The organism is Phreatobacter sp., from assembly GCF_052440005.1.
In the GTDB taxonomy this organism is placed as follows: domain Bacteria; phylum Pseudomonadota; class Alphaproteobacteria; order Rhizobiales; family Phreatobacteraceae; genus Phreatobacter.
This window is the reverse complement of sequence record NZ_JBQVQL010000012.1, coordinates 39,538-66,107: the sequence shown is the minus strand read 5'-3', so window position 1 is coordinate 66,107 and position 26,570 is coordinate 39,538. Positions and strand designations below refer to the sequence as shown.

The window sequence follows — 26,570 nt, the reverse complement described above, 5'->3', positions numbered from 1 at the left end:
TGGCATCGCCCCCGAGGGCGGCGTCGAGAAGGCGGCGGGCAGTGGTATCGCCGGGCGCAGTGGCGAGAAGCGGCAGGCTGACGCCGGCCATGGCGAGGACGGGCACGCGGCTGCCGGCCTCGCCGACGGCGCGGGCGATTTCGGCTAGGGCACGCAGGCCGAGCCCGAGGCCGCCGCCCGCTTCCGGTACCGCGATGGCGAGCCATCCGGCCTCGGCCATCGCGGCGAAGCGGTCGGCGTCGTCGCTGCCGGCGGCGAGGAGCCGCGCGGCGCTGTCCGCGAGGGCGCGGCGGATGTCGTCGCCGTGGCTGAGGGAGTCGGACATGGTCAGAGCCCCAGTCCCTGCTTGGCGATGATGCCGCGCTGGATCTCGTTGGAGCCGCCGTAGATGGTGGCGGCCCGGAGGTACATGAATTCGCTGGCCATGCCCGTGGCGCCGCGGGGCCAGTCCGCGGGCGGCGTCGCGCCGGGATCGAGGTCGGCGGGGTCGAAGGGGATGCCGAGGCGGCCGAGGGCGCGGACCATCTCCTCCGTGACCCGCTGCTGCAGTTCGGAGGAGCGGATCTTCAGCATGTTGACCTCGACGCCGCCCGGCGCATCACCGTCGGCATGGGCCAGCAATCGGGCACAGACCGCCTCGAGGGCGGCGAGGTCGATGGCGATGTCGGCGATGCGGGCGGCGAAGGCGGGGGCCTGGCCGAGTGGCCGACCGGCCTCCTGAACGCTCGCCGCGACGGCCCGCAGGCCGGCGAGAAGATGGCGGATCCGCCCGGTCTCGGCGGCGATCAGGCGCTCCTGGACCAGCAGGAACTTGGCGTAGCGCCAGGCCTTGCCCTCTTCGCCGACGAGGTTCTCGGCCGGCACGCGCACATTGTCGAAGAAGACCTCGTTGACGTGGTGCTTGCCGTCCATGGTGCCGATCGGGCGGACGGTGACACCGGGCGACGCCATGTCGATCAGCAGGAAGGAGACACCGTCCTGCGGCCGGTCGCCAGCCTCGGTGCGGGCGAGGCAGAAAATCCAGTCGGCCCACTGGGCATAGGTCGTCCAGGTCTTCTGGCCGTTGACGACGTAATGGTCGCCGTGGCGCTCGGCGCGCGTCTTGAGGCCGGCAAGGTCGGAGCCTGCATTGGGCTCGGAATAGCCCTGGGCCCAGAAGTGATCGGCGGAGAGGATGGGCGGAAGGAAGCGGCGCTTCTGCGCCTCGCTGCCGAAGGAATAGATGACCGGGCCCACATAGGCGACGCCCATGGGGATGAGCCAGGGGGCGCCTTCCTCGGCGAGGGTCTGTTCGAACAGCCAGCGCTGCAGCGGCTTCCACGCCTTGCCGCCATGGGCAAGGGGCCAGTGGCCGCCCATCCAGCCGCGACCGTGCAGGATCTTCTGCCAGCGCTGATGGTCGGCGCGCTCCAGCGCCAGGTTCTCCGCCACCTTCCGGCGGATGTCCTGCGGGAGAGCTTCCCGGCAGAACGACCTGACCTCCTCGCGGAATGCCACAAGTTCAGCCTGCACCGTCGTTTCCAGCCCGTGTTATTGATTTATGATCCAACAATCATAACAATCCTGCGCGTGGTGGCAATGTGGTCGAGGCTCCCCCATGAGGCGGAGGCCGCGGCGGCGACCGGGCGCTTCGGCTGCGGAGGGAATGGTTCGGCGCGCCGTCTGGCTTGTCCGTCTGGCGCATGGGGCGGCGAGGCGACGGAGTTTCGCCCCTCGCGCAAAGAGCCGGACGGCGTCGCGTGCCGACGGGTTGCCGTCGCGGCTCGTCTCTTGCTTTGCTGGCGAGCCCCCACCGGAGTGCCCGCCGTGCCCATCGACATGAAAGCCGCCTTCGCCTTCTGGCCGAGCCTTGCGGAGATCGCGGCCGCGGTGAACGCCGGGCGGAGCACCGCGGCTGCCGAGACGGCGCGCGCCCTCGCGCGAATCCGGGAACTCGACGGCGAGATCGGCGCCTTCACCTTCGTCGATCCGGCCGATGCCTTGCGGCGCGCGGCGGCCGTCGATGCGCGGATCGCCGCGGGCGAGCGCCTGCCGCTCGCCGGCGTCCCCGTGGCGATCAAGGACAACATCTGGGTGAAGGGCTGCCCGATTACCCAGGGCTCCATCCTCTTCCGCGACTTCATCGCCCCGGAGGATGCCGAGGCGGTGGCGCGGATCGAGGCGGCGGGGGCGGTGATCGTCGGCATCGCCAACACGTCGGAATTTGCCGCCAAGGGGCAGACCACCAATCTCCTGCATGGGGCAACGCGCAATCCCTGGAACACCGCGATGACGCCGGGCGGATCCTCCGGCGGTCCCGTGGCGGCGGTCGCGGCAGGCATGGTGCCGCTGGCGATCGGGACCGATGCCGGGGGGTCGAGCCGCCGCCCGCCCGCCCATACCGGCCTCGTCGGGCTGAAGCCCTCCTTCGGCGCCATTCCCTACGGGCCGGGCTTTCCCGAGCCGTTCTTCGGCATTTCCTGCATCTGCCCCATTGCCCGCACCGTGGCCGACACGGCGCTCGCCTTCGAGGCCATGGCAAGGGCAAGCCTCGTCGACCCGCATGCGGCGCTGCTGCCGCCGGACGACGGGCTCGGGTCTGCGCCGCTGCGCATCGCCTACAGCCCCCGCTGGGGCCTCGACGTGCCGGTGGAGCCGGAGGTCGCCGCGGTCGTCGACGCCTGTGTCGCGAGGCTGCGCGAAGCCGGTCTCCCGGTCATCGACGGCGATCCGCGCTGGCCGCCCGGGGCGGCGGAGGCGGGGCTGGGCGCGATCCAGCAGAGCGGGCTGGCAGCGCTCCATGGCGAGGCCTGGAAGGCCCGGCCGGACCAGATCGACCCGGATCTCGGGGCGCAGATCGCGGCCGGGCTCGCGCTCACGGGGGCGGACGTCGCCCGCGCACTGCTCCTGTCGGAGGAGGTGGCGGTGGCCGGCGCCGCTTTCTTCCGCGATGGGGGCATCGACGCCGCCATCGGTCCGACGACGCCCTGCGCCGCCTGGCCGGTGGAGCTCCTGGGGCCGGCGACAATCGCGGGCGTTCCCGTCGGTCCCCGCGGCCACGCGGTCTTCACGCCGCTGTTCAACCATACCCGCCAGCCGGCGATCTCGATCCCCTGCGGGTTCGACCGTGCGGGCCTGCCGCTCGGCCTGCAGATCGTCATGCCGCGCGGGCGCGACCGCGAGCTGTTGCGGCTGGCGGCGAGGGTGGAGGCCATCCTCGCGGGCTGAGCCGGTCCTTGAATGCCCGATGGCACGCCAGTCCGTTGCCTAAAATTGAGGCGGATCGCTCGTGCTTGCGAACAGGCCGGAGGTAATTGCCTGCCGGCATGGCTCTTGCTGTCGATCCTTTGACGTCGCGCGCCCGGTTCAGCGGTGCTGCGACCAGAGGAGTTCGACCCATGGCAGTCTTCACCCGTTACGCAATCGATCGGCGCAGCCTGCTGGCGGGCCTGGGCATCGGTGGAACCATGGTCGCCGCCCCCTCCGTGCTGCGGGCGCAGACGCGCGAGATCGTCGTCGGCGGAGCCGCCAGCCACAAGCCCTGGGTCGAGGCCCATGTCGCTCCGCTGTTCGAGCGGAAGTACAACGCCAAGCTGACCTTCGAGGGCACGCGGTCGCTGGTGAACCTCGAGAAGATGCAGAAGAACAAGGACCGGCCCTATCTCTCCGTCGTGCAGATGGACGATCCGGTGATGATCCTCGCGGTGAAGGAGCAGTTGCTCGAGCCGATCACCGCGGCCAAGGCGTCGAACCTCGCCAAGCTGAAGCCCGGCACCGTTCACATGGACGGCCAGTGGGCGAACTACCTGCAGCCCTGGCAGGGCATCGCCTACAACACCAACGTCATCAAGACGCCGCCGGCCTCCTGGGCCGAGGCCTACGACCCGAAATACAAGGGCCGTATTATCATTCCGTCGCTGCAGAACACGGAAGGCCTGCCGAACCTGTTCATGGCCTCGCACCTGGCCACCGGCAAGCCGATGGCCGAGGCGACCCGCGACACCGAGTCCGGGTTCAAGAAGCTTATCTCGCTGAAGCCGAACCTTCTCACCGTCTACAACCAGATGCCGCAGGCATTCAGCCTGCTGGAGCAGGGCGAGGCGCACATGATCGTCGGCGCGCTCTCCTCCTTCGCCCTGCAGCGCCGCCTCGACGGCGCGCCGATCGGCCTCGCTGCGCCGAAGGAGGGCATCTTCCCGGTGCCTTCGGGCATCGCGGTGGTGAAGGGCGGACCGAACCAGGACCTCGCCTTCGCCTATGTGAACGAGCTCCTCGGCGCCGAGGTGCAGGCGAAGATCGCGCCGCCGACCTTCGCGCTGCCGACCAACGTGGACGTTCCGCCGCCCCCGGGCATGCCCACCGGCGTCTCCGTGCACACGATCGACTGGGCCTTCGTCGCCGACAACCGCAACGACTGGGTCAAGCGCTGGGATCGCGAGATGTCCATATAAGGCGACAGGAAGGGCGGTTCGCCGCCCTTCCGTTCATGCGATGACACAGCCCTCAGCCTTCCTCGACGTCCGCCGCGCCGCCAAGGCCTTCGGCGGCACCATGGTGCTCGACGGCGTCGATCTCGGCGTCGCACCGGGCGAGTTCGTATCGCTGCTCGGCCCGTCCGGCTGCGGCAAGACCACGCTCCTGCGCATCGTTGCCGGCCTGCTCTCGGCCGATTCCGGGTCGATCGTCCTCGACGGCGAAGACATTTCGGCCAAGCCTCCGCATCATCGCGGCGTCGGCGTGGTGTTCCAGAGCTATGCGCTGTTCCCGCACCTGACGGTGGCGGAGAACGTCGCCTTCGGGCTGGAGGCGCGGGGTGCGCCGCGGGAGGAGATCCGCGCCACGGTCTCGCGTCATCTCGAGCTCATCCACATGGAGGCCTTCGCCGACCGTTCGGTGCGGGCCCTTTCCGGCGGCCAGCAGCAGCGCGTCGCGGTTGCCCGCGCGCTCGCGGTCAAGCCGAAGCTCATGCTCCTCGACGAGCCCTTCTCGGCGCTCGACCGCAAGCTGCGCGAGACCATGCAGATCGAGCTGAAGCGGCTGCTGCGCGAGGTTGGCACCACCGCGATCTTCGTCACCCACGACCAGGACGAGGCGCTGATGATGTCCGACCGGATCGCGGTGATGAACCGCGGCCGGATCGAGCAGCTCGCCGATCCCGATACGATCTACAAGAAGCCGGCGACGCCGTTCGCTCTGGAATTCGTCGGGCTGTCGACCCGCATCCCTGGCACGGTGGTGGAGACGACGGGCGAGGGCGAGGTGGCGATCGACACGGCCGCGGGGCGCATCCGCGCGCCCGGTCGCTTCGTGGCGGGGAGCCCCGTCCTCGTCGCCGTCCGGCCCGAACTCATGGCCTTCGGCGAGAACGCGGACGAGAACACCATCCGCGCGCGGCTGACCGACGTCGTCTTTCAGGGCTCGCGCGTGCAGGCCCATTTCGAGGCGCCGGCCGACATGCCGATCCAGATCGAGAGCGTCGCAGGCCTGCCCGCGGGCACCGCCCCCGGCGCCACGCTGGCGCTGTCCTGGCGCGTCGCCGACACGCTGCTCTATCCGATGCCGGACCGGGTCTCGTGAGCACCGCAGCGCAGAGAGACCCGATCGGCTGGCTCGCCCTGCCGGCGGTGGCCTATCTCGGTCTCGTCTATGCCCTGCCGCTCGTCTTCCTGCTGGCGCGCAGCGTCACCGGGCCGGAAGGCTTCACCCTCCAGCTCTTCGGGCAGTTCTTCACCGATCCCTATTCCTGGCGGGTGATCTGGAACACGCTGCGCATCGCGCTGCTGACCACGCTGGTCTGCCTCCTCATCGGCTTTCCCGTCGCCATCGCCATGGCGCGGGCGAAGGGCCTGATGCAGGTGGCTTTGCTCGTGGCGATCATCCTGCCCTTGTCCATCGGCGTGGTGGTGAAGGCCTTCGCCTGGCAGATCGTGCTCAGGCGCGACGGCGTCGTGTCGCAGCTCCTCGTCGGCTCGGGCATCTGGAGCGAGCCGCAGCGGCTGCTCTTCACTGAGACGGGGCTCGTCATGGGCGCTGCCAACGTCTTCCTGCCCTTCATGATCCTGCCGATCTATTCGGTGGTGAAGCTCATCGATCCCCGCCTGTCCGAGGCGGGCGCGACGCTGGGCGCGAGCCCGCTCTACCGGTTCCGCCGCATCTTCCTGCCGTTGACGCTGCCGGGCCTCGTTTCCGGCATCGCCTTCGTCTTCTCGATGTCGGTGTCGATGTTCGTCATCCCGAGCCTCCTCATCGGCGACCGCTTCCAGATGCTGGCGACGCTCACCGGGCGGTCCTTCCTCCTCATGCGCAACGAGGCGCTGGGTTCGACCACGGCCGTGGTGCTGCTGGTCATGGCGGTGTCGATCGTCGTCGCCTCGTCGTGGCTCGCGAAGCGCCTGGGAGGCTCGCAATGACGGCGATCGAGCGCGTCGCCTCGGCGCTGGTCTGGGCCGTCGCCCTGTTCGCCATCGTCTTCCTGCTGACGCCGCTGGTGGTGACGGTAGCGGTGTCCTTCGGCTCCTCGGCGGTCTTCACCCTGCCGCCGCCGGGCTGGTCGATGCGCTGGTACAACCAGCTGCCGGCGACGCGGGGCCTCTGGCCCTCGCTCGCCACCTCGCTGCAGATCGCCACCCTCTCGACGCTGGTGTCTCTGGTGCTCGGCACGCTCTGCGCCATCGCGCTGGTGCGCGGACGCTTCGCCGGCCGCGACGCCATCGCCACCTTCCTCGTCTCGCCGCTGATGCTGCCGGGCCTCGTCGTCGGCATCGCCATGCTGCAGGGCTTCAAGGCGGTGGGGCTGCGCGAGGCCTGGCCGAGCCTGCTGGTCGCCCATGTGGTGATCACCATGCCCTATGTGGTGCGGACGGTGCTCGCCGCCCTCAGCCTCTTCGACTTCACCCTGATCGACGCGGCGCGGACGCTGGGCTGCTCCTATGGCAAGGCCTTGCGCAAGGTGATGGTGCCCGCCCTGGCCCCGGCCTTCCTGACCTCCGCGATGTTCGCCTTCCTCGCCTCGATGGACAATTACCCGATCTCCATCTTCTTCACCGACGCCTGGACGAAGACGCTGCCGATCCAGATGCTACAGTTCGTCGAGGAGCGCCCCGATCCGGTCATCGCCGCGATCTCGGCGGGCCTCATCCTGCTGGCGGTGATCGCGCTCATCATCGGCGACAGGCTGGTGGGTCTCAGACGCCTCGCGGATTTCTGATGTCGTCCTTTCCTCATCCGACCACCGACCGCGACTTCCGCGGCTACGGGGCCTCTCCGCCGGCCATCCGCTGGCCGAACGATGCCCGTCTCGCCGTCTCCATCGTCGTCAATGTGGAGGAGGGGGCCGAACTCTCCCTCGGCGCCGGCGACGAGGCCAACGAGTTCATCTACGAGGCGGTGGAGCGCATCGAGGGTTCCCGCGACCTCTGCATGGAGAGTCACTACGAATATGGCACCCGCCGGGGCTGGCCACGCATCCGCAAGGCGCTCGCCGACCGCGGCATTGGCGCGACCCTGAACGCCTGCGGCCGCGCCATCGCCCTGTCGCCCTGGCTAGCCGAGGAAGCGGTGGCCGACGGCCATGAGATCTCGTGCCACGGCTGGCGCTGGGAGAAGCACGTCCACATGGCCGAGGACGCCGAGCGCGTCGCCATCGCCCGGACCGTCGAGGCGATCGGCGCCGCCTCTGGCATGCCGCCTGTCGGCTGGCACACCCGGTCCGCGACCTCGATCAACACCCGCCGCCTGCTCCTTCAAAATGGTGGGTTTCTTTATGATTCCAATGCATACAACGACGATCTTCCCTTCATGCATGAGGACGGTGGGCGCGACCTCGTGATCCTCCCCTATGCCTTCGACACCAACGACATGCGCTTCCAGCCGGGCGGCGGCTTCATCCAGTCCGACGACTTCGCCCGCTACTGCATCGGCGCCTTCGACCGGCTCCTGGCGGAGGGAGCCGAGGAGCCCCGGATGCTGTCCATCGGCCTGCACCTCAGGATCATCGGCCGTCCCGGCCGGATCGGTGGCCTGGAACGCCTGCTCGACCACATGGCCGCGACGCCCGGCGTGTGGTTCGCGCGGCGCGACGCCATTGCCCATCACTGGCGCGCGGGTCTCGGCCTCGATCCGTGGCAGCCGCGCCCGCCCGCAGAGCGCTGAGCCTCAGCCGAGCCAGCGCAATTCGCCAGGCGGCGGCGCAATGTCCGGATTCTCGTCGATCATCCGCTCCCAGACGCGGCGCGTGACCGCCTCGGCCTCGCGGATGAGCGCGGGCTCGTCGATGGTCAGCACCTTCCGATCCCGCATCAGGAACTCGCCGTCGGTCATCACCGAATGGACAGTGCCGGGGTGGCCGTAGTGCACCACGTTGGAGACGAGGCGGATGAGCGGCCTGAGCGACGGGGTGTTCAGGTCGATGATCGCGAGATCGGCCTTCTTGCCCACCTCGATGGAGCCGATCTCGTCGCCGGCCGCCACAGACGCCGCCGACAGCCGGGTGACGCTGTCGAGGATCTGCTCGGGCGAGGGGTCGACGCCGCCTTCCACCTCGCGGCCGCGGCCGGTGCGGTGGACGATGGAGCCGAAGGCCATGGCCTGGAACATGTCCTCGCTCATGTTGTCGGTGCCGAAGACGACTTTCACGCCGGCATCGCGGATCTGGCCGATGCGCACCTTGTGGAAGTTGCGCCGGGAGATGCTGGCCGGCGTATGGGCCATCTGCACGCCCCGTGACGCCAGCAGGCGGATGTCCTCTTCCGTGCAGAACGTCCAGTGGGCGGCGACGAGGTCGGGCCCGAGGAAGTCCTCGCGATCCAGATATTCCGCCGAGGTCAGGCCGTGGACCGCCTTCACCGCTGCAACCTCGCCGGGGCTCTGCGACAGGTGGATGGTGCGGGTAAGGCCATGGCGCTCCGCCATGTCGCGCACGGCGCGAAGCATGGCCGGGGAGCAGTTGTCGGGGGCGTGGGCGGCGGCCTGGCAGCGGACGCGGTCGCCATAGGAGCCGTGGAAGCCCTCGATGAGCGCCGTGGCGCGGTCGAGGAAGGCGGCGCCGAAGGCCTCGTTCACGCGGTAGTCGCCGTGGCGGATACGGCGGGTGTCGATGTCGGCACAGCTCTCGGTCAGCCAGAGCCGCATGCCGGTGTCCGCCATGGCAGGGGCGTAGGTCGTGACGTGCCGGAACGGGTCGACCAGGGTCGTGGTGCCGGAGCGGATCGCCTCCAGGCAGCCGAGCTGGGCGATGATCGAGCGCTCCTCGCCGGTCATCGCGTAGGAGATCGGCGTCATGTAGCGGTAGATCGCTTCGCCCGGCCAGTCCTCGATGGTGCCGCGCAGGGCCAGCAGGACCGTGTGCGTGTGGGCGTTGATGAAGCCCGGAAAGACGGCGAGACCCCGCCCGTCGAAGCGCGCGTGCTGCGGATAGTCGCGCGCGAGGTCCGCGGTCGGGCCCACGGCGACGATGCGATTGCCGGTGACGGCGACGGCAGCCGCGGCGTGGATCGTCCGGTGATCGTCGCAGGTGACGACGACGGCGTCGGTGATCAGGAGGTCCATGGCGTCGGCCTGCGGCAAGTGTGCGGACCGGCGGGCCGGTCCGCACCGATGGGACGGTTCAGGGCTGGCCGGCGTCGATCTCGGCGCGGGCGAGGGCCTGCGCCTCCAAGCCGTGCTTCTTCAGGAGCGTCATGTAGGTCCCGTTCTCGATGAGGCGGTTGAGGGCGGCGGCGACTGCGTCGCGCAGCACGGTCGATTCCTTCGGGAAGGCGAGGCCGGACATGTTGCGGCCGATGGGCGTGCCGATCGGCTTGATGGCGCCCGGCTCCTGCTGGGAGAGGAAGACGACATATTCGGCGCCGAGGACGGCGGCGTTGACTCGCGCCTGGCGGAGGTCGGTGCGGGTGGCGGCGGCGCCCTCCGTTCCCACCACGTTGATCGCGGGGCGCCCCTGCGCGACGCAGTTCGTCTGGCTCCAGGCCTGCAGCGTCGGGAAATAGGCGGTCGTGCGGGGCGTGGCGATGGACTTTCCGCAGAGATCCGTCGGCTGGTTGATGTCGGCGGCCTGCGCCGTCATCGCGAAGATCTGCGGGCCGGTGGAGATGTAGTCGACGAAGGAGAGGCGCTCGCGGCGCGCCGGCAGGTCGGTCATGGACGAGCCGGAGAAGTCGATGCGGTTCGTGGTCAGCGCCGGAATGAGCTGGGCGAAGGCCATCTCCTCCCACTGGATGCGCAGGCCCAGCACCTTGGCGATTTCGGTGACCAGGTCGACGTTGAAGCCGCGCCGCTCGTTGGTCGCCGGGTCCTTGTAGGCCATGGGCGGGTAGGTCGCCTCGATGCCGATGCGCACCACGCCCGCCGTCCTGATGGCGTCGGGGAGGGGGATCGGTTGCTGGGCGAGGGCGGCGGTCGAGATGAGCGCGGCGAGGCCGGCTGCGAGCAGGTTTCGGCGGAAGGTCATGGCTCGGTTCCCTGTGATCGATCGCGATGGCATGCAGGAAGTGCAGGCCGCCTTGCCGAAGCGAGGCGACCTGCTGGTTCGTTCCGTTCACGCCGCCTTGGTGTCGGCAGCCTCGCAGGCCGCGAAATGGCCGGCGATCTCGGCACCGGTGGCGATCCAGACGTCGCCATAGCTCTTCACGTGTTCGAGGAACTCGCGCAGCAGCTTCAGGCGCATGGGCCGGCCGGAGACCTGCGGATGCAGGACCGTGGTGATGAGACCGCCCCAGTCGCGCGTCTCGGCCAGTTCGTCGTTCCAGATCGAGAGCACGTGCTCGCGCGGAAACAGCGGGCGGGGCGAGTAGCGGTGGGTGAGGCCGTACATCCAGTCGTCGAAGGTCATGGTAGCGGGAAGCTCGACGACGCCGGGCGTGCCGTCGGCGAGGACCTGCCGGTAGGGCCGGACATCGTCGCGCCAGGACGAGGAGTAGAGGAATCCGTGCTTCTTCAGGAGCACGCGCAGTTCCTCGCAGCTCTCGCCGAGGGGGGCGCGGTAGCCGACCGGCACCACGCCGAGCCGGCGCTTCAGGCTGTCGAGGCCCTTGTCCATCTCCTCGACGATGTGCGGCGCGCCGGGGTCGGGCATGAGGTGGTGGAAGCCGTGGTGGCCGATCTCGTGGCCGTCCTTGAGGATCGCCTCGCAGGCGGCCGTGTGGGCCTCGATCGCCCAGCCGGTGATGAAGAACGTCGCCTTCAGCTCCTGCTGGCGCAGCATCTCCAGGAGCTTGGGGATGCCGACGCGGGCCTCGAAGCCGCCATAGGACATGGTGACGAGCCGCTCGTAGTGGTTCGGGTCCTTCGCGGTCCAGGCGGATTCCGCATCGACGTCGAAGGAGAGGAACACCGCCGCCTTGTTCCCCTTCGGCCAGGGATAGACGGGCGAGAGCGGCGCCCGGTTGGCGGGCAGCAGCGGCAGGGCGTCGAGACTAGCGACCGGCATTGATGGTGATCTCCGTGAGTTCGGACGGCTGCAGCTGCCACTTGACCAGAAGCTGCTTGTAGGTGCCGTCGGCGATGAGGGCCTTGAACGCCCCGACGATGGCCTGGCGCAGCTCTTCCGCTTCCTTGGCGGTGGCGATGCCCATCAGGGTGTAGCGCGTCGGCTCGCCGACCAGGGCGAAGGTGTTGGGCTCGAGGCCCATGATGTAGGGAAGAGTCTCCGAGCCCTGCATGGCGGCGTCGATGCGCCCCTGGCGCAGCTGGGTGCGGGCGTCGGCCGAGCCCTCCGTGCCGACGTAGCGGATCTCCGGGCGGCCCTGGGCGACGCAGTTGGCGTCCGAAAAGGCCTTGATCTCGGCCGGCAGCGAGGTGCGGCGCGAGGCACCCACGGTCTTGCCGCAGAGGGACTCGCGCGTCGGGAACTCCGCGGCGCGGGAATGCTGGGTGAAGAACTGGGTGCCGGAGCGGATATAATTGATGAAGGTCGCCGTCTCCTGGCGGGCGGGCAGGTCGCTCATGCCGGAGAGGATGATGTCGACGCGGCCGGTGCGGACGGCGGCGAGCATCTGCTCGAAGCTCGTCTCCTGCCACTGCATGCGGACGCCGAGCTTGGCCGCGATGGCGTTGCCGAGATCGATGTCGAAGCCGGTGAGTTCGCCGGTCTGCGGGTTCTTCATCTCCAGCGGCGGGTAGTTTGGAATGACGGCGGCGATGATCGTGCCGCGCTGCTTGACGGCAGCGGGAAGCTCCTGGGCGCCCGCGGCGAAGGCGGTGACGCAGAGTGCGGCGGAGAGCATCAGTCGTTTCAGCATGGGGTGGCTCCGGGTGTCTGGAAGGGCGGCCGGCGGGTCCGGCTCTGGTCGCTTGGATGGGGTGTCATGCGAGCACCGCGGCGATGAAGGCGCCGGTGCGGGCTTCCTTCGGCGATCCCAGAACCTGGCTCGCGGGACCCGTCTCGACGATGGCGCCGTGGTCCATGAAGACGACGCGGTCGGCGACCTCGCGGGCAAAGCCCAGCTCGTGGGTGACCACGATCATCGTCATGCCGGAGGCGGCAAGCTCGCGCATGACGGCGAGCACCTCGCCGACGAGTTCGGGGTCGAGGGCCGAGGTCGGCTCGTCGAAGAGCATCAGCTTCGGCTTCATCGCGAGCGCGCGGGCGATGGCGACGCGCTGCTGCTGGCCGCCCGAGAGGTTCGTCGGATAGGCATCCGCCTTTTCCGACAGGCCGACCCGCTTCAGCAGCGCGTGGGCCTCCTCGATGGCCTCGCGCCGCGGTTTGCCGAGAACCTGGACCGGGCCCTCGATGATGTTCTCGAGCGCCGTCAGGTGGGGGAAGAGGTTGAAGCGCTGGAACACCATGCCGGTGGCGAGGCGCTGGCGGGCGATCTCCTTCTCCGGCAGGTGGTAGAGCTTGTCGCCGTCGATGCGCAGGCCGGCGAGTTCGCCGTCGACCCAGATCGCACCGCGGTCGATCTGCACCAGCTGGTTGATGCAGCGCAGCAGCGTCGTCTTGCCGGAACCCGAGGCGCCGATGATGCACACGACCTCGCCGGGGGCGACGTCGAGCGAGACGCCGTCGACTGCCTTGAACGTGCCGAAGCTCTTGTGGACGTCGATGATCGAGACGATGGGCGGCAGGCCCGGGTGAGGGGGCATGGCGGAAGGCGTCATGGTGGAAGGGGCCACGGCGGTCATCGGCCGACCCCCCCACCGCGGCCGTAGTGTCGCTCCAGCAGCATCTGCGCGGGGGTCAGGACCGAGACCACCACGAGGTACCAGATGGCGGCGACGATCAGCAGTTCGATGACCCGCGAGTTGGCGTAGTAGATGTTCTGCGCGTTGTGCAGGATTTCCGAATACTGGATGACGCTGGCGAGCGAGGTGAGCTTCACCATGCCGATGAACTCGTTGCCGAGAGGCGGGATGATGACGCGCATGGCCTGGGGGAAGACGATCCGGCGCAGCGCCTTCAGCCGCGTCATGCCGATGGATTTGGCCGCCTCGTACTGGCCGACGTCGACCGAGAGCATGCCGGCGCGCATCACCTCGGACGTGTAGGCGCCCTGGTTGATGCCGAGGCCGAGCAGCGCCGCCACCGCCGGCGTCATCACGTCCACCGTGCGGAAGGAGAACAGGCCGGGAATGCCGAGGGTCGGGAAGATCAGCGCCAGGTTGAACCAGAGCAGCAGCTGAAGGATCACCGGCGTGCCGCGGAAGAGCCAGGCGTAGCCCATGGCGACGCCCTTCAGCACCGGATTGGGCGACATGCGCATCACCGCCGCGACGACGCCGAGCACGATCCCCAGCGTCATGGCGCCGATGGTCATCAGGATGGTGTTGGCGAGGCCGTCGAGGATCGACTTCGCGGTGAGGAACTGGCCGACGAAGGCCCATTCGATCTGGCCGACGGCGAAGGCCCGGGCGAGGGCGGCGATCAGCACCGTGATGATGGCCACGGCCACCCAGCGGCCCCAGTAGCGCTCGGCGACGATGGTGTGCCCCGAAATGTCCGGCAGCGAGGGATGGGAGGCGGCGGGGGTGGTCATGCGCTGAGCCTTTCCGTGGGCACCGGGGGCTTCGGCGGCAGCACCGCGCCGGTCTGCTCGACGATGGCGCGGTAGTGCTGCGGACGGCGATGGGCGGCGAAGTTGAACATCTTCTCCTTGCCCTGGCGGCATGCGTCGAAATCGACCTCGGCCACCAGGACCTCGTCGCCGAGGGTCTCGGCCTGCGCCACGACGACGCCGTTGGGATCGACGATGCAGGAGCCGCCGATGAGGCCGGATCCGTCCTCGTTGCCCGCCTTGGCGACGGAGATGGCCCAGGTTGCGTTCATGTAGGCATTGGCCTGGACGGCGAGGGTCGAGTGAAAGGTCCTGAGGCTCTCGTTCTCGGTTGTGCCGCCGTTGGGGTCGTAGGCCGCCGAATTGTAGCCGATGAGCATGAGCTCGACGCCCTGCAGGCCGTAGCAGCGCCAGGCCTCGGGCCAGCGCCGGTCGTTGCAGACGAGCATGCCGAGGACCGGCTCCTGCCACGCCTTCGGGCCCCAGAAGGCGGGAAAGCCGAGGTCTCCGTAGTCGAAGTAGCGCTTCTCCAGCTGCTGGAACCGGTCGCCGGGGCGCGGCTCGACGGAGCCCGGCAGGTGCACCTTGCGGTACTTGCCGAGGATGGTGCCGTCAGGCCCGACGGTGATGGCGCTGTTGAAGTGCCGGTCGCCGGCCATCTCGGCATAGCCGACATAGAATCCGACGCGACGCTCGCGCGCCCGCTCGAACAGGGCTGCCACCTGCGGGTTCGGCATGTCGGCCTCGAAGCAGGCGTCGACCTCTCCGGGGCTGAGCAGCCAGCGCGGGAAGAAGGTGGTGAAGGCGAGTTCGGGAAAGACCACGAGTTCGGCGCCGCGATCCGCCGCCTGGTCGAGCAGCGCGATCATCCGGGCGAGGATGGTGGAACGGTCGTCGGCACGCTGGTTGGGGCCCATCTGGGCGGCGGCGACGCGCAGGATGCGAGACATAAAGACCTCTGGCTCGGGACGGCGGCGCACCCGCAAGTGCGCCGACGGCCAGACTGCGACGGCGCCCGGGCATGGGACAATCCTGCAGACTATGATTTTTTGGGCAAGCCTATTCGCTAGGCAAATACCCGCTTTGGCGTCTCAACGTTCCCCGAGCCAGCGGCAGATCACGGCAGCCGTGCGGTCGCCTCGTCGAGGGCCAGCCGTACCTCCTTCAGGAAGTCGCCGGCCAGGCGTGAGAGTGGCCGGCTGCGTGAGGAGACGACATAGGCGCTGACGGGCGTCGCCGGTTCGAACGGGATGACGACGAGGTCGGGCCGGCCGCTGCCCGCCGGCGAGAAGGGGTCGACGACGGCGACGCCGATGCCGCTGGCCGCGAGTACGCAGGCGGTGTGGCAGTATCGGACCTCGACGGCGTGACGGAAGGGCTCGCCGGCCGCCTCGAAGGCCTGCCGGACGGCGGTCCCGAGCCGCGTGCCGCGCTCGAGGGCGATGAAGGGACAGTCGCGCAGGTCCGCCGGGGTGATGACGTCGCGGGCCGTCAGGGGATGGCTGCGGTGCAGGACGCAGACCATGCGGCCCTCGTAGACCGGCTCCACCTTCAGCGCGGGGTGATCGCCGATGCCGAGCACGAAGCCGAGTTCGGACACGCCCAGCTCGACCTTCTCCGCCACGTCTTCGAGGCGCAGCACGTCGAAGGAGATGCGCACCTTCGGCCGGCGGGCGAGGAAGCGCTGCAGGGCCACGGGGATCGGACCATAGCCGAGCGGCGGGGTGGCGATGATGCGGATGCGGCCCGCCCGGTTCTCGCGCAGGTCCTGCACGCGGGCCTCCAGCGCCGTGTGCATGGCGAAGATGGGCTCGGAATCCTGGTAGAGCGTCCGTGCCTCCTGGGTGGGGAAGAGGCGATTGTTGATCCGCTCGAAAAGGGCGAAGCCGAGCTGGTCCTCCAGATGCTTGATGGCGTTGGAAACGGCCGGCTGCGACAGGCCGAGTTCGCGCGCTGCGCCGACGGTGGTCTCGCAGCGGATGACGGCGCGGAGGAGTTCGAGCTGACGCAGATTCAAGGCAGGGCCACCCGCAGGGACAGGAGAAGGGCGGACGGTTCCAAGCAAATAGCATGCTGCTCGGCCGGCGGACAGGCGCGGTCGGCGTGGCTCAGCGCCGTTCGATGACCGCTGCGGGCACCTTCAGCCGGGCGCAGGTGCCGGTGGAGACGTCGACATAGTCGACCTGGCTGTCGAGGCTCTTCGCCATCGAGGCGATGATGCGGCTTCCGAGCCCGGACCCGCGGACGGGGCCCGTCCCCCGCCATCCCACGCCGTCGTCGGCGACGGTGAGGGTGATGCCGTCGGCGTCGGTCGCCAGCGTCACCCGGACCTCACCCGCCTTGTCGGGATAGGCGTATTTCAGAGCATTGGTGACGAGTTCCGTCGCGATCATCCCGACCGAGACGGCCTTGTCGGTGCGGCACAGGACGGTCGCCGGCGTGAAGGTGAGCGTTGCCGCGGAGCCGGTATCGGCGACGGACTGGCGGACGGCGTCGAGCACGGAGGTCAGGTAGGCGCCGAGGTCGACGGAGCGGACGTCGTCGGAGGTATAGAGGTTGCGGTGGAGGTCGCCGACGGCGGCGATGCGCGCCTGGGTGGTGACAAGGGCGGCGCGGGTCTCCGGGTCCTTTGATGCGGAGGCCTGCATGCGGATCAGCGAGGAGACGAGGGCGAGACTGTTGCTGACGCGGTGGTTGACCTCGGCCAACAGGACCAGGGCATGGTCGCGCGCCTCGGCCACCTCGCGCTCGGCCTTCTCCTTGAGGCGCAGGAGGACGCCCTTCTCCACCGCCTGGGTGATGGCGGAGAGCAGCAGCGCGTCGAAGTCGTCGCCGACCGTCTTGACGACGTAGTCGAAGGCGCCGGCCTTGAGCGCTTCGACGGCGATGGCGAGTTCCGTCGACGCGGTCACGTAGATGACCGGCAGCGAGGGCGCCTGTTCCCTGATCCGCGGCAGGAGGTCGAGGCCGGTCGAGGTGCCGAGGTCATGGTCGAGGATGACGACGTCGAAGGCCTCCCCGGCGAGTGCCTCCAGCCCGGCGGCGGCATCGGCGGCATGGACCACGGCGAAGCCGTGGCGCGCGAGCCGGCGCTGGACGAGCCGCCCGAGGGCGGCGTCGTCGTCGACGTAGAGGACGCGTTTCTGGGTGTCGGGCATGGTCAGGTCGCCACCGTCAGTCGGCCTCGGGCACCTGCATCACCGCGAAGAACAGGCCGAGCTGGCGGATCGCCTGGGCGAAGCCGTCATAGTCCACCGGCTTGGTGATGTAGACGTTGGCGCCGAGGTCGTAGCAGCGCTGGATTTCCCGCTGGTCGTCGGTCGTCGTCAGGACGACGACGGGCGCACGCTTGGTATGGGGGTTCGACTTCACCTTCTCCAGAATGTCGACGCCGCCCATGTCCGGCAGGTTGAGGTCGAGGAGGATGAGGAGCTGCCGACCGATGCTGGCCGTTCCCGACCCGTCGGCTCCGAGAAGGTGGGCGAGGGCCTCCGTGCCGTTGGTGAAGGGGATGATCTCGTTCGAGACGCCGGCGCGGCGGATGTTCTTCTCGATGAGGCGCGCATGCCCCTCATCGTCCTCGATCATGATGATGGTGACGGGGTTTCCGCTGGGGGTCATAGCGCGGCTCTCCTCTTGAACTCGTTGAAATCGATGGGCAGCCTGACCGTGAAGATGCTTCCGCGCCCGAGGGTCGACGACAGGCTGATGTCGCCGCCGAGATTGCGGGCGAGCGTGCGCACATGGGCGAGGCCGATGCCCTCGCCGGCGACCGTCTGGGGACCGGAGCGGCGGAACAACTCGAAAACGCGCTCGGTGTCGGAGGCGGCAATGCCGCGGCCATTGTCCTCGACGTCGAGATAGGCGAAGTGCCGGTCGCGGCGGCCGCGGATCGCGATACGGATGGGGCGGTCGGCGGCGCGGTACTTGATGGCGTTGTCCAGGAGGTTGCCGAGGATTTGGTCGACCGACAGCCGGTCGCTGACGATCTCCATCCGCGGCACCTCGATACGGATGCCCGCATCGCCTTCATCGTCCGATGCCTGATGATGCACGGCGGCGGCGCTCGCCTCGGCGAGGGCCTTCAGGTCGATCGGCTCGGGCTTGAGGGTGCGCGTGCCGACGCGGGAGATCTTCAGGATGGCGTTGATGAGGTTGTCCATCTTCTGGGTGGACGAACGAATGAAGCCGATCGCCTCGGGGAGGTCCTCCGCGATGGCCTGGCGGGCCTCCTCCCGATCGTTGGGGCTCGGCTCCTTGCCCTGGAGCACGGCCGCCACCGGCTTGATGGAAGTCTCCAGCTCGCTGGTGAAGCCCATGATGTTGACCAGTGGCGCCCTGAGGTCGTGGGTGACGATATAGGCGAAGCGCTGGATTTCCTCGTTCGCCTTGGTCAGCGCCTCGGTGCGTTCGCTGACGCGCTGCTCGAGACCGGTGTTGAGCACCTCCAGCTCGGCGCGGGAATGGGCGAGCTCGCGGGTATAGCCCGAGATCAGCCAGGCGGCGGCCGCTGCAAGGCCGAGGATGATGATAGCGCCGACGATGGACACGAGCTGCAGCTGGTCGGTGGTGGTGTCCTGCGCGGCGATAGCCTGCTGCAGAGACCGCTCGCTGCGTTGCAGCACCTCGCCGAGGTCGGCCCTGATCTCGTCCATCAGGCGCATGCCCGAGCCGGTCCGCACCAGGGCGGCGGCCTCCTCGAACCGGTTGGCCTCGCCGAGTTCGACCCGGTTGCGCAACTCGTCCATCTTGCGGCGAAGCTTGTCGGTGAGGCGCCTCGAGAGTTCGGCCAGGGCCGCATCGTCGGCGATCGCCTGTCTGAAGGCGCCGAGCCGCACTTCGAAATTATCGACGGCGTTTCGATAGGGGCGCAGGAAGACCGGATCGCGGGTGATGAGGAAGCCGCGCTGGCCGGTCTCCGCGTCCTGCATGAGCGAGAGCATGTCGGCGGTGGCGCTGCGGATGGCGCGTGAGGTGACGACCTCGCCGAAATGCTGTTGCGAGCGGGCGGTGAGCCACAGGGAGGCCGCGACGATGAGGACAAGAACCGTGATGCCGGCAGCCAGCATCAGCGCGGTCGTCCGCACAAAAGAACTTCTTAAAATACCCATGGAGCCCCGCTCAATGGGGCTCTTGTGGGGACAATCGCCGCGCTTGGCAAGCGCCCCGCGGCGTGTGGGAGGAGCGGGTCGGATCGGCGCCTTCAACCCTCGACGGCGATCTCCTTGCGCTTGGCGTTGATCCAGGGAACGAGCGCCGTCGCCAGGATGATCGCCGAGGCGAGGACGAAGAACGCCGAGATCGGCCGCTCGATGAACGTCATCCAGCTGCCGCGCGACAGGATCAGCGCCTTCCGCAGGTTGTTCTCGAACATGGGCCCGAGCACGAAGCCCAGCACGAGCGGCGCCGGCTCATAGCCCCAGCGCGCCACCAGCCAGCCGCCGATGCCGAAGGCGATCATCACGTAGAGGTCGAAGATCTGGCCGGAGGTGGCGTAGACGCCGATGCAGCAGAACAGGAGGATGAGGGGAAACAGGATGCCATAGGGCACCTGGAGGCATTTCACCCACAGGCCGATGAGTGGCAGGTTCAGCACCAGCAGCATGACGTTGCCGACATACATGGAGGCGACGACGCCCCAGAAGAGGTCGGGCCGCTGGGTGATCATGGTCGGGCCGACGGGCACGTTGTGGATGATCAGTGCGCCGAGCAGCAGGGCGAGCACGGCGTTGGGCGGAATGCCGAGCGTCATCAGCGGGATGAAGGCCGATCCGGCGGCGGCATTGTTGGCGGCTTCCGGTCCCGCGACGCCCTCGATGGCGCCCTTGCCGAAGCGCTCCGGCGTTTTCGAGAGCCGCCGCTCCATGGCATAGGAGACGAAGGAGGAGATGACGGCGCCGCCACCGGGAAGGATGCCGAGGACGAAGCCGAGCGCCGTGCCGCGCACGATGGCCCAGCGCGACTGGACCCAGTCGGTCGAGGTCAGCCAGAGCCGCCCGACCTTGCTCTCCACCACGGTGCGGTCCGTGCCCTGCTCGAGGTTCTTGAAGATCTCCGCGACGCCGAACAGGCCCATGACCACGGGCACGAGGCCAATGCCGTCGAGCAGCTCCAGGCGGTCGAAGGTAAGGCGGGGGAGGGCGTTGATGGAATCGATGCCGACGAGCCCGAGGATGAGGCCGATGCCGGCCATGACCAGCGACTTGATCACCGAAGCCTGGGACAGGTAGGCGATGAGGCAGAGGCCGAGGAGCATCAGCGCGCAGTATTCCGCCGGGCCGAAGGCGAGCGCCACGGTGATCATCAGCGGCGCGACGAGAATAAGGCCGACGAGGGCCACGGTTCCGGCGAAGAACGAACCGATCGCGGCAACGAAGAGCGCCGCGCCGGCGCGGCCCTGCTTCGCCATCTCGTGACCGTCGAGGCAGGTGACGACGGAGGCGGCCTCGCCGGGGATGCGCACGAGGATGGACGTGGTCGAGCCGCCGTACATGGACCCGTAGTAGATGCCGGCGAGCATGATGACGGCGCCGGTCGGGGGAATGGCGAAGGTCGCCGGCAGCAGCAGCGACATGGCGGCGATCGGGCCGATGCCGGGCAGGACGCCGACGAGCGTGCCGATCAGGACGCCGACGAAGCAGTAGAACAGGTTGTCCGGCGAGAGGGCGACCGCGAAGCCCGTTCCGAGCTGACCGAGGAGTTCCATCGGTCAGTTCCCGAACATGGTGTTGACGAGGATGCCGGCGGGCAGATTGCTGCCGAGGAGCCTCGCGAAAAGGAGCCAGCAGAGGAAGGCCCCGGCAACGCCCATGGCGAGCGAGACCTGCCAGCGATAGCCGCCGACGAAGATGAAGAGGCCGGAGAGCAGCGCCGCCGAGGTCGGGATGAAGCCGATCGGCTGGAGCGCCAGCGCATAGCCGACGAGCGCGACGATGCCGATCAGCGGCTGAGCCAGCGGTCCGCCGGCCGGCGGCATGTCGGCAGGCTGGCGGCCTGCCGGAGCCAGGAGGCCGGTGACGCCCAGCGCGCCGCCGGCGAGGATCATGGCGGCGCCGATCCACCAGAACATGAAGCCGGACCCCGGCTCCGTCGGTTCGCCGAGGCCGAGCTCCCCGCCTTCCCGCACGAGATAGGCGCCGAGGCCGGCGATGGCCACGGCGGCCACGAGGTCGGGAATGCGCATGTCGGGGGTTTCCGGGCGGTCAGCTGCGGCGCAGGCCGAGGCGTTCCACCTGCTGGCGCATGTCCTCGTACATGGTCTTGACGAAGGCCTCGTAGGATTGCGTGTCCATGTAGTCGACCTCCTGGTCGAGCTGGTCCATGACGCGCATGTGGTCCGGCTCCTCGATGCCCTTCTTGAAGGCGTCGTGCAGCACCTTGACGATGCCCGGGTCCATGCCCTTGGGGCCGGCGAGGCCGAAGGGCGAGTTCGAGACGATGTCGATGCCGCTCTCCTGGAGGGTCGGCACGCTGGACCAGGTCTTCGTGCGCTTCTTCCCCCAGGTGGCGAGGAGACGGAGCTGGCCGGCATTGACCAGCGGCGCCCAGCCGCTGGAATCGGCCTGCGCCGTGACGTGGCCGCCGAGCACGGCGGCATTGGTCTCGGAGGCGCCGCGGAAGGGCACGTGGGTCCACTTGATGTTCTCGCGGGCGGCGATGTCCATCATGGTGATGTGCAGCGAGGTTCCGGCCCCGGGCGTGCCGTAGGTGACCTTGTCGGGGTTGCCGCGGGCGAACTCGATCAGGTCCTTCATGGTCTTGTGCGGGCTGTCGGCGCGCACCGTGGTGCCGAAGCAGTATCCCGCCACGTGGACGACGTAGCTGAAGTCGGTCAGCGGATTGAACGCCACCCGCGTCATGTGCGGCAGGCGGAACATGGTGATCGGCATCTGGGCGAGGGTATAGCCGTCGGGACGCGCGCTCGCCGCCATCTGGGCAGGTCCGAGCGTGCCGCCGGCGCCGGGCTTGTTCTCGACGATGACGCGCTCGCCGAGATGCTTCTGGGTGGCCTCGGCCAGCGCCCGGAAGCCCATGTCGGTGGAGCCGCCCGCCGTCCAAGGCACGATGAGGGTCACCGGGCGGCTCGGAAAGCGCGTCTGGGCGAGGCCGGGCGCTGCGAGCCCGGCGAGGGCGAGGGCGGATGAGGACGTGATGAATCGGCGACGCGACGGCGTCCAGAGCGTCTTGGGCATGGTCTTCCTCCTGTGCAGACCCCCATCGCGCTCTGGCGGCGCTGTTCGGCGGTCCGGCATTTCCTTCCGGCGGGCAGTAGACCGGACTTCGCCCGGGGGTTCAAGGCTGGCGGCCGGCCGGGGAGGGAGGACGTGTCGCGGCGGTCAGCCTGGCGGCGGGCCCGCCCCCGACCGGGAGCGGGCCCGTCGGGCCTTACTGGGTGCGCTTGCCGTCGGCGCCGAACTGCCGGAGGTAGGCGATGAGGTCGGCGATCTGGTTCTCGCTGCGGATGCCGGCGAAGACCATCCGCGTTCCCGGCGTCACCTCGCGGGGATTGCGGATGTAGACGGCGAAATTCTCCGGCGACCAGACCTTCTCCGCCACGGCTGGCGTCTTGAAGGCCGGTGAATAGTTGAAGCCCGCCACGCTGCCAGCCTGGCGACCGAACAGGCCGTTCAGATTAGGGCCGACGAGGTTGCGGGCGGTTTCACCGACCTGATGGCAGGCGCGGCATTGGGCGAAGACGCGTTCGCCTGCCGCGGCATCGCCCGCGGCAGGAGCCGCGGCGGGTGCGGCCGGTGCAGCCGCCGGAGGGGTCGGGGCCTGGGCCATCAGGGGGGAGAGCATGGTGGCCGAGGCGAAGAGCGCGGCGATGGCGATGCGCATGGGTGTGGTCCTTTGCGTGGAAGCTCGGGGGATGGCGGCGAGCGCCATCCCCCTCGATAGAAACGCGGCTCGTGGCCGAGCGGTTCAGGTGAACATGTCGGCGACGATCCCTGCATACCAGCCCATATTCTCCTCCTGGGTCTGCTTGCGCAGCTCGGAGGTCTCGCCGGTCTTTGAAATGAACGTCTCGACGGCGGAGATCTTGCCGTCCTTGGCCTCGTAACGGCCGCCGACCTTCACCGTGTCATCTGTTTCGATGAGGCTCCAGCAGGTGTTGGCGTAGCGGGCCGGGAAGGTGCGGGCGCCGGCGAGCTCGCCGCGCACCATCAGGGCCGCGACCTTGGCCTGGCTGTTGGCGGAGAAACCCGATTTCGGCATGTCGCCCGCGATGCAGGCGTCGCCGAGGATGTAGATGCTCGTGTCGTTCGCCGACTTCATGTTGGCCGGATCGATGGGACAGAACCCCGAGCCGTTGGCGAGGCCGGCATCGCGGGCGATGGCGCCCGCCATCTGCGCGGGGATGACGTTGACGAGCGCCACCTTCTCGTAATTCTCGAAGCCGGTCACGACGGTGTTGGTCTTCGGGTCCACCGACTTGATTCCGTCGTGAACCTTGGGGCCGATCCACTCGACCATGCCGGGATAGTGCTTCTCCCAGCCCTCCTGGAAGAGACCCTGCTTGGAGAAGCTCTCCTTGGGGTCCAGGACAATGATCTTGGCCCGCGTCCGCCCCGAGGCCTTCAGCACGTGCGCCATCATCGAGACGCGCTCGTAGGGCCCGGGCGGGCAGCGATAGGGGTTGGGCGGGGCGATCATCACGATGACGCCGCCGTCCGGCACCGCGTCGAGCCGCGCCTTGAGGAGCTGGGTCTGGGGACCCGCCCGCCAGGCGTGGGGCATGGTCTCCTCGTGCTCGCGACCCCAGCCGGGCACCGAATCGTATTTCAGGTCGATGCCGGGCGACAGGACGAGCCGCTCGTAGCCGAGGCGCGAACCGTCGGCGAGGACCACCTCCTTCTTCTCGCGGTCCACCCGCGTGGCCATCTGGTGGTTCGTGCGGAAGCCGTTGGCCGCCGAGACCGCGTCGTAGCCGTGGGTGATGGATTCGAAGGAGCGATAGCCGCCGAGGTAGAGGTTCGAGTGGAAGCAGGTGGTGAACTGGCGCTGCGGCTCGACCAGCACGACGTCGATGGCGTTGCGCGCGTCCTTGGCGATGTACTTGGCGGCGGTGACGCCGCCGGGGCCGCCACCCACCACGACGACGCGCGCCCGCGCCTGGCCGAGGACGGCCGGCGCGCCGAGGGCCACGGCCGCCACGGCGCCGCCCGCTGCCAGGAATTGCCTGCGATGGATCGTCATTGGTCGTCCTCCCTTGTCGTTCGTGGACCGGTTGCTCCGGCCTTACGGCAAACCCTACCCGATTTTGGATCGGGCCGAGCATCAGTTCCGGGGCTTGAGCCCGCCGAAATAGGCGGCGAGGGCCGCCACCTCCTCAGGCGAGAGCCGCGCCGCCATGGCCTGCATGACCTGATTGTCGCGCTCGCGCCGCCGGTAGCTCTCCATCAGCGCGACGAAGGCCTCCTCGGGCAGCCCGATGATGGCGGGGATGCCGCCAACCTGCCGGCCCGAAATCTGGTGGCAGGTGACGCACTCGGCCGACAGATATTCGCCGAGCGCGCGGTCTCCCGCTTGCGCAGGTTGCTGGGATAAGAGAGCGACCGGCAGGAGGGCGAGCCAGGCCAGCGCGGGGGATCGCCGGCGTCTCGTCATTCGACCCTCGGCCCGCTGCGCCCCTCGGGCGTCACGTCGATGACGCGGGCGCGGCCGGTGACGCGCGGCGGCGTCGGCCGGCAGTCGGTCATGCAGGGGCTGGGGTTCCAGAACGCCCGTTCGCTCGTCTCGCGGTCGTCGTCGTAGAACCCGCCGACGTTCGGCATGGGGATGGAGGTGAAGTTCTCCCGGGTCAGCTCGAAGCTCTCCGGCACGAGGTCGTTGAGGAACATGATGTAGGCGGTGAGCGCATAGACCTCGTCGTTGGACAGCGACTGGGCATTGCCGTAGGGCATGGCGCGGCGGACGTAGTCGAAGGTCGTCGACAGGTAGGGCCAGAAGGAGCCGAGGGTCTTCTCGGGGTTCTCGCCCTTCAGGGACCCGCGGCCGCCGGCGAGGACCGGCCAGCGTCCGGCGCCCTCGCCGAACTCGCCGTGGCAGGCGGCGCACTGCGTCTGGAAGATGTCCTCGCCCTGCTTGACCGAACCACGGCCGGGCGGCAGCCCCTGGCCGTCCGGGCGCACGGCGATGGACCAGGCGGCAACCTCGGCCTGGTGGGCCTCGCGACCGAGCCCGGTCTTGGCCGGTTGAGCCGCAGCCGTGGGGGCGGGAGCTGCCGCGGGACGCTGCTGGGCGAGACCCATGCCCGTACCGGCGAGGCCGGCGAGAAGCGTCGCTGCGGCGAGGAGCCTAGCCGATCTCGACATTTTCGGTCTCCCCATTGGCGTGCACCAGCCAGGTCTGGATGCCGTTGTTGTGGTAGATGGAATTGACCCCGCGCACCTTGCGCAACTCGTCCTTGGTCGGCTGGACGTAGCCGGTCTCGTCGATGGCGCGGGACTGGATCATCATCTCCTGGCCGTTCCAGTCGAAGTCGACGTAGAAGCGGGTCAGCGACATCGGCATGACGGGGCCGTCGATGCGCGCCGTGCGCCAGTTGCGCCCGCCGTCCAGCGAGACGTCGACGCGGCTGATGCGGCCGCGGCCCGACCAGGCGAGGCCGGAGAGGACGTTCGGCCCCTTGTGCCTCAAGGGCGCCTGGGGGGAGGGGTTCGTCACCACGGATTTGGCGTCCATGATGAAGGTGAAACGCCGCGAGCGCCCATCGGCGAGGAGATCGGTGTATTTCGACGTCTCCTCCCGCTGGTGCCAGGGCTGGTCGCCGACCTCGATGCGGCGGAGCCACTTGACCCACATGTTGCCCTCCCAGCCGGGAACGACCAGGCGGACCGGGTAGCCCTGTTCGGGGCGCAGCGCCTCGCCGTTCATCGACCAGACGACGAGGCAGTCCTTCAGGCCCTTCTCGAGGGGAATGGAGCGGGTCATGCCCGAGGAGTCAGCGCCCTCCGCCAGCAGCCACTTGGCGTTCGTCCTGACGCCGGCCTCGTCCAGCAGGGCCTTCAGCGGAATGCCGGTGTACCAGACGTTATGGACCATGCCGTGGGTGAACTGGCAGCCGTTGAGCTGGGCGCCGCGCCATTCCATGCCGGAGTTCGCGGCGCATTCGAGGAAATAGGCGTGGTTCTGCCGGCCGGGAAAGCGCTTGAGATCCTCCACCGTGAAGACCATCGGCTTGTCGACGAGACCGTTGATCATCAGGCGGTGCTTGCCCGGCTCGATCTCGGCGATGCCGCCGTGGTGCCGCTCGAAGCAAAGGCCGGACGGCGTGATGATGCCGTCCAGCTCGTGCAACGGCGTGAAATTGACCGAGGATTCGCGGCTCGCCGTCAGCCATTCGACGTCGCGGCGCACCACGTGCTTCTCGTACTGGGATGGCGAGCCATAGGGGCGCGCCTGCACGCCGTCGCCGAGCACGCGTGACCAGTCCTGCACGGTGGTGATCAGCGGGTCGGGGGTCGCGGGCGGCGCGGCCTTCAGGCCCGTCGCCGTGGCGGCGAGGCCTGCGCCGGCGAGGCCGGCTGCTCCGAGAAAGCCTCGCCTGTCGAGCCGCGCGGTCTCGCGCGTCGTCATGCCGGCATCCGTCATGGCGGT

The 26,570-nt window shown here is 68.9% G+C and carries 27 protein-coding genes; 6 read left to right on the top strand and 21 right to left on the bottom strand.

The window, feature by feature from the left end; genetic code table 11:
- The coding region (locus tag ACT6XY_RS05130; RefSeq protein WP_444747250.1) for an acyl-CoA dehydrogenase family protein at positions 1-325 on the bottom strand (325 nt) is incomplete at its 3' end.
- A 2-nt stretch (positions 326-327) separates the two neighbouring features.
- Positions 328-1,512, bottom strand: a complete 1,185-nt coding sequence (locus ACT6XY_RS05125) for an acyl-CoA dehydrogenase family protein (RefSeq protein WP_444747249.1) — start codon at positions 1,510-1,512, stop codon at positions 328-330.
- Positions 1,513-1,806: 294 nt separating this feature from the next.
- On the opposite strand from ACT6XY_RS05125, the gene ACT6XY_RS05120 reads away from it, so the two are divergent.
- The 6 genes from ACT6XY_RS05120 to ACT6XY_RS05095 all read left to right on the top strand — a co-directional run bounded on the left by ACT6XY_RS05120 (position 1,807) and on the right by ACT6XY_RS05095 (position 8,130).
- Positions 1,807-3,207, top strand: a complete 1,401-nt coding sequence (locus ACT6XY_RS05120; protein ID WP_444747248.1) for an amidase — start codon at positions 1,807-1,809, stop codon at positions 3,205-3,207.
- A 170-nt stretch (positions 3,208-3,377) separates the two neighbouring features.
- The gene (locus tag ACT6XY_RS05115) at positions 3,378-4,430 is read left to right on the top strand and encodes an extracellular solute-binding protein (protein WP_444747247.1); all 1,053 of its coding nucleotides are present in this window, start codon (positions 3,378-3,380) and stop codon (positions 4,428-4,430) included.
- 40 nt (positions 4,431-4,470) lie between these two features.
- Positions 4,471-5,556, top strand: coding sequence for an ABC transporter ATP-binding protein (locus tag ACT6XY_RS05110; RefSeq protein ID WP_444747246.1), 1,086 nt, complete (start codon positions 4,471-4,473; stop codon positions 5,554-5,556).
- Positions 5,553-6,389: an ABC transporter permease gene (locus ACT6XY_RS05105; protein WP_444747245.1), complete on the top strand. Its 837-nt coding sequence runs from the start codon at positions 5,553-5,555 to the stop codon at positions 6,387-6,389. Before ACT6XY_RS05110 ends, ACT6XY_RS05105 begins: the two co-directional genes overlap by 4 nt.
- On the top strand, positions 6,386-7,186 hold the full coding sequence (locus ACT6XY_RS05100) for an ABC transporter permease (RefSeq protein WP_444747244.1): 801 nt from the start codon (positions 6,386-6,388) through the stop codon (positions 7,184-7,186). The genes ACT6XY_RS05105 and ACT6XY_RS05100 overlap by 4 nt, the downstream gene beginning before the upstream one ends.
- Positions 7,186-8,130 carry a polysaccharide deacetylase family protein gene (locus tag ACT6XY_RS05095; protein ID WP_444747243.1) on the top strand — a complete coding sequence of 315 codons (945 nt, stop codon included), beginning with the start codon at positions 7,186-7,188 and terminating at the stop codon, positions 8,128-8,130. The genes ACT6XY_RS05100 and ACT6XY_RS05095 overlap by 1 nt, the downstream gene beginning before the upstream one ends.
- Before the next feature lie 3 nt (positions 8,131-8,133).
- On the opposite strand, the gene ACT6XY_RS05090 is transcribed toward ACT6XY_RS05095, so the two are convergent.
- The 19 genes from ACT6XY_RS05090 to soxC form a co-directional block, all read right to left on the bottom strand.
- Positions 8,134-9,525, bottom strand: a complete 1,392-nt coding sequence (locus ACT6XY_RS05090; protein WP_444747242.1) for an amidohydrolase family protein — start codon at positions 9,523-9,525, stop codon at positions 8,134-8,136.
- Between the two features lie 58 nt (positions 9,526-9,583).
- Complete coding sequence (locus ACT6XY_RS05085; RefSeq protein ID WP_444747241.1) at positions 9,584-10,426, bottom strand: ABC transporter substrate-binding protein; 843 nt, start codon at positions 10,424-10,426, stop codon at positions 9,584-9,586.
- Between the two features lie 87 nt (positions 10,427-10,513).
- Complete coding sequence (locus ACT6XY_RS05080; RefSeq protein ID WP_444747240.1) at positions 10,514-11,404, bottom strand: polysaccharide deacetylase family protein; 891 nt, start codon at positions 11,402-11,404, stop codon at positions 10,514-10,516.
- On the bottom strand, positions 11,391-12,215 hold the full coding sequence (locus ACT6XY_RS05075) for an ABC transporter substrate-binding protein (RefSeq protein WP_444747239.1): 825 nt from the start codon (positions 12,213-12,215) through the stop codon (positions 11,391-11,393). Before ACT6XY_RS05075 ends, ACT6XY_RS05080 begins: the two co-directional genes overlap by 14 nt.
- A 64-nt stretch (positions 12,216-12,279) precedes the next feature.
- Entirely contained in the window at positions 12,280-13,062 is a 783-nt protein-coding gene (locus tag ACT6XY_RS05070; RefSeq protein WP_444747256.1) for an amino acid ABC transporter ATP-binding protein, read from the bottom strand.
- A 35-nt stretch (positions 13,063-13,097) separates the two neighbouring features.
- Positions 13,098-13,952 carry an amino acid ABC transporter permease gene (locus tag ACT6XY_RS05065; RefSeq protein WP_444747238.1) on the bottom strand — a complete coding sequence of 285 codons (855 nt, stop codon included), beginning with the start codon at positions 13,950-13,952 and terminating at the stop codon, positions 13,098-13,100.
- The gene (locus ACT6XY_RS05060) at positions 13,949-14,920 is read right to left on the bottom strand and encodes an N-carbamoyl-D-amino-acid hydrolase (RefSeq protein ID WP_444747237.1); all 972 of its coding nucleotides are present in this window, start codon (positions 14,918-14,920) and stop codon (positions 13,949-13,951) included. The genes ACT6XY_RS05065 and ACT6XY_RS05060 overlap by 4 nt, the downstream gene beginning before the upstream one ends.
- Positions 14,921-15,087: 167 nt before the next feature.
- Positions 15,088-15,987, bottom strand: coding sequence for a LysR family transcriptional regulator (locus ACT6XY_RS05055; RefSeq protein ID WP_444747236.1), 900 nt, complete (start codon positions 15,985-15,987; stop codon positions 15,088-15,090).
- Between the two features lie 91 nt (positions 15,988-16,078).
- Positions 16,079-17,128 carry a sensor histidine kinase gene (locus tag ACT6XY_RS05050; protein WP_444747235.1) on the bottom strand — a complete coding sequence of 350 codons (1,050 nt, stop codon included), beginning with the start codon at positions 17,126-17,128 and terminating at the stop codon, positions 16,079-16,081.
- Positions 17,129-17,144: 16 nt separating this feature from the next.
- The gene (locus ACT6XY_RS05045; RefSeq protein WP_444747234.1) at positions 17,145-17,591 is read right to left on the bottom strand and encodes a response regulator; all 447 of its coding nucleotides are present in this window, start codon (positions 17,589-17,591) and stop codon (positions 17,145-17,147) included.
- Positions 17,588-19,057, bottom strand: coding sequence for a sensor histidine kinase (locus ACT6XY_RS05040; protein WP_444747233.1), 1,470 nt, complete (start codon positions 19,055-19,057; stop codon positions 17,588-17,590). Before ACT6XY_RS05040 ends, ACT6XY_RS05045 begins: the two co-directional genes overlap by 4 nt.
- Positions 19,058-19,173: 116 nt before the next feature.
- The gene (locus ACT6XY_RS05035) at positions 19,174-20,676 is read right to left on the bottom strand and encodes a tripartite tricarboxylate transporter permease (RefSeq protein ID WP_444747232.1); all 1,503 of its coding nucleotides are present in this window, start codon (positions 20,674-20,676) and stop codon (positions 19,174-19,176) included.
- A 3-nt stretch (positions 20,677-20,679) separates the two neighbouring features.
- Complete coding sequence (locus ACT6XY_RS05030; RefSeq protein WP_444747231.1) at positions 20,680-21,153, bottom strand: tripartite tricarboxylate transporter TctB family protein; 474 nt, start codon at positions 21,151-21,153, stop codon at positions 20,680-20,682.
- A gap of 19 nt (positions 21,154-21,172) precedes the next feature.
- Positions 21,173-22,162, bottom strand: coding sequence for a tripartite tricarboxylate transporter substrate binding protein (locus ACT6XY_RS05025; protein ID WP_444747230.1), 990 nt, complete (start codon positions 22,160-22,162; stop codon positions 21,173-21,175).
- A gap of 193 nt (positions 22,163-22,355) precedes the next feature.
- Positions 22,356-22,754 (bottom strand): c-type cytochrome, encoded by a 399-nt coding sequence (locus tag ACT6XY_RS05020; protein ID WP_444747255.1) that lies wholly within the window; start codon positions 22,752-22,754, stop codon positions 22,356-22,358.
- 138 nt (positions 22,755-22,892) lie between these two features.
- Positions 22,893-24,167: an FCSD flavin-binding domain-containing protein gene (locus ACT6XY_RS05015; protein ID WP_444747229.1), complete on the bottom strand. Its 1,275-nt coding sequence runs from the start codon at positions 24,165-24,167 to the stop codon at positions 22,893-22,895.
- An 81-nt stretch (positions 24,168-24,248) separates the two neighbouring features.
- A complete protein-coding gene (locus ACT6XY_RS05010; protein ID WP_444747228.1) occupies positions 24,249-24,578 on the bottom strand; it encodes a c-type cytochrome in 330 nt (109 codons plus the stop codon).
- The gene (locus tag ACT6XY_RS05005; protein ID WP_444747227.1) at positions 24,575-25,285 is read right to left on the bottom strand and encodes a c-type cytochrome; all 711 of its coding nucleotides are present in this window, start codon (positions 25,283-25,285) and stop codon (positions 24,575-24,577) included. Before ACT6XY_RS05005 ends, ACT6XY_RS05010 begins: the two co-directional genes overlap by 4 nt.
- Positions 25,269-26,564 carry a sulfite dehydrogenase gene (gene soxC / locus ACT6XY_RS05000; RefSeq protein WP_444747254.1) on the bottom strand — a complete coding sequence of 432 codons (1,296 nt, stop codon included), beginning with the start codon at positions 26,562-26,564 and terminating at the stop codon, positions 25,269-25,271. Before soxC ends, ACT6XY_RS05005 begins: the two co-directional genes overlap by 17 nt.
- Positions 26,565-26,570: the final 6 nt, after the last annotated feature.

Coding starts and splice junctions, on each gene's coding strand:
- ACT6XY_RS05050 (WP_444747235.1), bottom strand. CDS start 17,128: ATGCCCGACACCCAGAAACGCGTCCTCTACGTCGACGACGACGCCGCC.
- ACT6XY_RS05095 (WP_444747243.1), top strand. CDS start 7,186: ATGTCGTCCTTTCCTCATCCGACCACCGACCGCGACTTCCGCGGCTAC.
- ACT6XY_RS05110 (WP_444747246.1), top strand. CDS start 4,471: ATGACACAGCCCTCAGCCTTCCTCGACGTCCGCCGCGCCGCCAAGGCC.
- ACT6XY_RS05035 (WP_444747232.1), bottom strand. CDS start 20,676: ATGGAACTCCTCGGTCAGCTCGGAACGGGCTTCGCGGTCGCCCTCTCG.
- ACT6XY_RS05020 (WP_444747255.1), bottom strand. CDS start 22,754: ATGGCCCAGGCCCCGACCCCTCCGGCGGCTGCACCGGCCGCACCCGCC.
- ACT6XY_RS05065 (WP_444747238.1), bottom strand. CDS start 13,952: ATGACCACCCCCGCCGCCTCCCATCCCTCGCTGCCGGACATTTCGGGG.
- soxC (WP_444747254.1), bottom strand. CDS start 26,564: ATGACGGATGCCGGCATGACGACGCGCGAGACCGCGCGGCTCGACAGG.
- ACT6XY_RS05005 (WP_444747227.1), bottom strand. CDS start 25,285: ATGTCGAGATCGGCTAGGCTCCTCGCCGCAGCGACGCTTCTCGCCGGC.
- ACT6XY_RS05025 (WP_444747230.1), bottom strand. CDS start 22,162: ATGCCCAAGACGCTCTGGACGCCGTCGCGTCGCCGATTCATCACGTCC.
- ACT6XY_RS05115 (WP_444747247.1), top strand. CDS start 3,378: ATGGCAGTCTTCACCCGTTACGCAATCGATCGGCGCAGCCTGCTGGCG.
- ACT6XY_RS05015 (WP_444747229.1), bottom strand. CDS start 24,167: ATGACGATCCATCGCAGGCAATTCCTGGCAGCGGGCGGCGCCGTGGCG.
- ACT6XY_RS05075 (WP_444747239.1), bottom strand. CDS start 12,215: ATGCTGAAACGACTGATGCTCTCCGCCGCACTCTGCGTCACCGCCTTC.
- ACT6XY_RS05045 (WP_444747234.1), bottom strand. CDS start 17,591: ATGACCCCCAGCGGAAACCCCGTCACCATCATCATGATCGAGGACGAT.
- ACT6XY_RS05100 (WP_444747244.1), top strand. CDS start 6,386: ATGACGGCGATCGAGCGCGTCGCCTCGGCGCTGGTCTGGGCCGTCGCC.
- ACT6XY_RS05060 (WP_444747237.1), bottom strand. CDS start 14,920: ATGTCTCGCATCCTGCGCGTCGCCGCCGCCCAGATGGGCCCCAACCAG.
- ACT6XY_RS05070 (WP_444747256.1), bottom strand. CDS start 13,062: ATGCCCCCTCACCCGGGCCTGCCGCCCATCGTCTCGATCATCGACGTC.
- ACT6XY_RS05080 (WP_444747240.1), bottom strand. CDS start 11,404: ATGCCGGTCGCTAGTCTCGACGCCCTGCCGCTGCTGCCCGCCAACCGG.
- ACT6XY_RS05030 (WP_444747231.1), bottom strand. CDS start 21,153: ATGCGCATTCCCGACCTCGTGGCCGCCGTGGCCATCGCCGGCCTCGGC.
- ACT6XY_RS05090 (WP_444747242.1), bottom strand. CDS start 9,525: ATGGACCTCCTGATCACCGACGCCGTCGTCGTCACCTGCGACGATCAC.
- ACT6XY_RS05010 (WP_444747228.1), bottom strand. CDS start 24,578: ATGACGAGACGCCGGCGATCCCCCGCGCTGGCCTGGCTCGCCCTCCTG.
- ACT6XY_RS05085 (WP_444747241.1), bottom strand. CDS start 10,426: ATGACCTTCCGCCGAAACCTGCTCGCAGCCGGCCTCGCCGCGCTCATC.